3 protein-coding genes are annotated in these 3777 nt (G+C 73.8%); 2 read left to right on the top strand and 1 reads right to left on the bottom strand.

The features are described 5' to 3' along the window. Positions 1 to 269: 269 nt before the first annotated feature. Positions 270 to 890, top strand: coding sequence for an L-threonylcarbamoyladenylate synthase (locus HUW36_RS27850; protein ID WP_174530852.1), 621 nt, complete (start codon positions 270 to 272; stop codon positions 888 to 890). A 76-nt stretch (positions 891 to 966) separates the two neighbouring features. Continuing rightward, positions 967 to 2541: a Na+/H+ antiporter gene (locus HUW36_RS27845; RefSeq protein ID WP_174530851.1), complete on the top strand. Its 1575-nt coding sequence runs from the start codon at positions 967 to 969 to the stop codon at positions 2539 to 2541. Between the two features lie 39 nt (positions 2542 to 2580). On the opposite strand, the gene HUW36_RS27840 is transcribed toward HUW36_RS27845, so the two are convergent. Then, the gene (locus HUW36_RS27840) at positions 2581 to 3513 is read right to left on the bottom strand and encodes an NHL repeat-containing protein (RefSeq protein ID WP_174530850.1); all 933 of its coding nucleotides are present in this window, start codon (positions 3511 to 3513) and stop codon (positions 2581 to 2583) included. Between the last annotated feature and the right edge of the window lie 264 nt (positions 3514 to 3777).

Here is a 3777-nt window from a genome sequence, read left to right as displayed (position 1 = left end):
CGCGGCGTCCCAGGCGGCGCAGGGCCAGGCGGCGCCCGCGCAGCTCGGGCTGGCGCACACCCGCTCCGCGTCGGGCTGATGCGCGTCGGCCACCGCGGCGGCCAGATCCCACAGCAACGGATCGGTCACCTCGTCGGGACGGTCGGTGACGCGCTCTGTGCTGGCTTCGGACATGATCGGTCCCCCTGTCGTGAACGGCCCCCACCTGTTTCCGGAATCGGCCCCCGGCAAACCTGCGCCCGGTCCCCGGCGGGCATAGGCTGGCCGGCGTGGCGAGGTACTACGACCTGCATCCGGACAACCCCCAACCCCGGGTGATCCGGCAGGTGGTGAGCCTGCTGCGCGACGACGGGGTGATCGCCTACCCGACCGACTCCTGCTACGCGCTCGGCTGCCGGCTCGACAACCGGGCCGGCGTGGAGCGGATCCGGGAGATCCGGCGGCTCGACGATCGGCACCCGTTCACGCTCGTCTGCGCCGACTTCGCCCAGCTCGGTCAGTTCGTCAAGCTCAGCAATGCCGTCTTCCGCCAGGTCAAGTCCGTCATTCCGGGCAGCTACACGTTCATCCTGCCGGCCACCGCGGAGGTGCCCCGGCGGTTGCAGGACCCGCGCCGGCGGGTGGTCGGGGCCCGGGTGCCGCACCACGCGGTGACCCAGGCGCTGCTCGCCGAACTGGGCGAGCCGCTGCTCTCCAGCACCCTGCTGCTGCCCGGTGAAGAGGAGCCGATGACCCAGGGCTGGGAGATCAAGGAACGGCTCGACCACCTCGTCGACGCCGTGGTCGACGCCGGCGACTGCGGGCTCGAACCCACCACCGTGGTCGACCTGTCCGGCCCGGAGCCGGAGATCCTGCGTCGCGGCGCCGGCGACCCCGCCCGCTTCGAGTAGCGATCGGCCGGTTCCGCCGCGCCGGGGCCGCCCTTTACGGCACGGTGGATCCGGCGGACGGTGACGGGGGTACGGCGTGGACGCACTCGTGCTGATCACGGTGCTCGGCGTCACCGTGCTCGTCGGCACGACCATCGGCGGCCGGTACAGCGTCGCGCCGCCCGTGCTGCTCATCTCGATGGGCGCGCTGCTCGGGCTGCTGGCGCCGTTCGACAACGTGGTCCTCGAACCCGAGGTCGTGTTGGTGCTGTTCCTCCCGGCGATCCTCTACCGGGAGAGCCTGGTGGTCAGCCTCCGGGAGATCCGGGCCAACCTCGCGGTGATCGTGGGACTGGCGGTCGCGCTGGTGATCATCACACTGGTCGCGGTCGCGTACGTCGCGCAGGCCCTCGGCGTCGAGCCGGCCGCCGCCTGGGTGCTCGGCGCGGTGCTGGCGCCCACCGACGCCGCGGCCGTCGCCGGCCTGGCCAAGCGGATGCCGCGCGGCATCCTCACCACGCTGCGCGCGGAGAGCCTGGTCAACGACGGAACGGCGCTGGTCCTGTTCGCGGTGACGGTCGGGGTGATCGCGGGCGGGACGGTGCCCGGCCCGCTCGTGCTCACCGGCGAGTTCGTCGGCAAGTCGGTCGGCGGGGTGGCCGCCGGGCTGCTCGTCGGCGGGGTGGTCGTGCTGATCCGCAAGCGCGTCGACGATCCGATGCGCGAGGGCGGGCTGAGCATCCTCACCCCGTTCGTCGCGTTCCTGCTCGCCGACGCGGTGCGGGCCAGCGGGGTGCTCGCGGTCGTCGTCTCCGGGCTGCTGCTGTCCTACGCCGGACCCCGGGTGATCCGGGCGCGTTCCCGGGTCACCGCGTACGCGTTCTGGGACCTCTCCACCTTCATGATCAACGGCAGCCTGTTCGTGCTGCTCGGCATGCAGGTGCCGCGCTCGCTGCGCAGCATCACCAGCCACTCGCCGATGGCGTCGCTGGGCATCGCGGTGCTGGTCGCGCTGGTCGTGGTGGTGACCCGGTTGGCCTGGGTGCACCTGTCGGTGAGCGCGTTGCAGCGCGTCGACCGGCGGGAGTCGCGGCGGGCGCGCCACTTCGACGCCCGGATGCGGACCGCCGCGGGCTGGGCCGGCTTCCGCGGCGCGGTGTCCCTCGCCGCGGCGCTGGCCGTGCCGGTCACCATGCACGACGGGACGGCGGTACGCGAACGCGACCTGATCATCTTCGTCACCGTCGTGGTGATCGTGCTGATCATGGTGGTGCAGGGCACCACGCTGCCGGCGGTCGTCACCTGGGCCGGTCTGGTCGGCGACCGGGAGCGCGACCACGAGGTGCGGTGGGCCCGGATCCGGGCCACCGAGGCGGCCCTGGAGGCGCTGCCCCAGGTCGCGGCCGAGCTGGGCGCGTCGTCGGACACGGTGGACCGGCTCCGGTCGGACTACGAGGACCACCTCGCCGACGTCCGGAATCCGCCCGACGAGGCGACGGGGGAGGAGCGGGAGGTGCTCCGCAGGTTGAAGCTGGAGTTGCTGGACCGCAAGCGGCGGGAGGTCACCCAGCTGCGCAACAGCAACCAGATCGACGACGCGGTGCTGCGGCAGCTCCAGGCCGCCGTCGACATCGAGGAGATCCGGCTGCTCGGTCCCGAGGTGGAGGACTGAACCCGGCGGTCGCGCCGGACCGGCGCGACCGCCGCCGGCTCAGCGCGCGTCGATCGCGACCGCGGTGTACGGGGTGGTCGGCGTCGGCGGCGTGGTGAAGCGGGCGTTGGGCAGGTAGAGCCGGCCCAGGGCGGCGGCGACCGTGGTCGGCACGTCGAAGTCCGGGTCGGTCAGGACCCGCCGCAGCGTGCCGGCGGTGCCGGCGCGGTTCAGCTCGACCAGCGCGACCTGGTTGAGCCGGTTCTGCACCACCACCAGCGTGCGGCCGAGCAGCAGCAGGCCGTCGCCGTTGGCGAAGCTGTGCCCCGGCACGTCCACGGCGGTGGTGCCGCCGGTGGCCGGGTCGACCCGGAACAGGGTGCCGGTGTTCGACTGCACCACGACCAGTCCCCGGCCGTCCGGGGTGGGCGCGATGCCGTTCAGGTTGACGCCGGTGCCGCTCTGCTGGAAGTCGCCGGTGAGCGGGAGCGTGGTGAACCCGTCGGCCGGTGGCAGCGCGCCACCGCGCCCCAGCGGCAGCCGGTAGAGCACCGGCCGGTTCGAGTCGGTGAACCAGGCGGCGTCCCGGGTCAGTGTCACGTCGTTGACGAACGTCGGGGGGTCGGCGAACCGGTACCGGGCCAGGACCGCCCCGGTGCGGGCGTCGATCACCCGGGCGTCCCCGGCGGTGCCGCCGGCCACGAAGAGCCGGCCCCGCGGGTCGACCTTCAGGCCGAGCGACGGAGTGCCGGTGGGCGGGCTGAGCCGGGCGCCGAGGCCGGTGACCAGGTCGGCGCGGTAGATCTCACCGGTGGCCCGCGAGCCGAAGAAGGCGTACCGGCCGGCGGTCGCGATGCCCTCCGGCTGGAAGCCGTCCGGCAACGCGACCACGGTCGGCCGGCGGTCCCGGGCGGCGGCGGGGGTGGGGGCGACGGTGCTGACGAGCGCGGCGGTCAGGGCGACGCCGAGGGCGGCGCGGATGCGTCGGTTCACGGTGCTCCTTCCGATGCGACGGTGGGGCCGGAACCCGCCCCACTGTACGTTCGCCGACCGGCGCTTGAACGGATGCGGCGGGGGGTCGATGCTTTATGACATCGACCGACAGCAATGAAAGGGGTGCCCGGATGCGCCGACCCACGCTCCTCGCCCTCGTCCTGACCGCCCTGCTCGGCGCCACCCCGGCCACCGCCCGGGCCGGCGCGGCTGCGCGACCCGACCCGGGGGCGCTCGCCGCGATCCGCACCGCCGGCACCGCCT

It is taken from the genome of Micromonospora maritima, assembly GCF_902825405.1.
In the GTDB taxonomy this organism is placed as follows: domain Bacteria; phylum Actinomycetota; class Actinomycetes; order Mycobacteriales; family Micromonosporaceae; genus Micromonospora; species Micromonospora maritima.
Note: the sequence above shows the minus strand (reverse complement) of the source record. Positions and strands in the feature narration are given on the sequence as shown.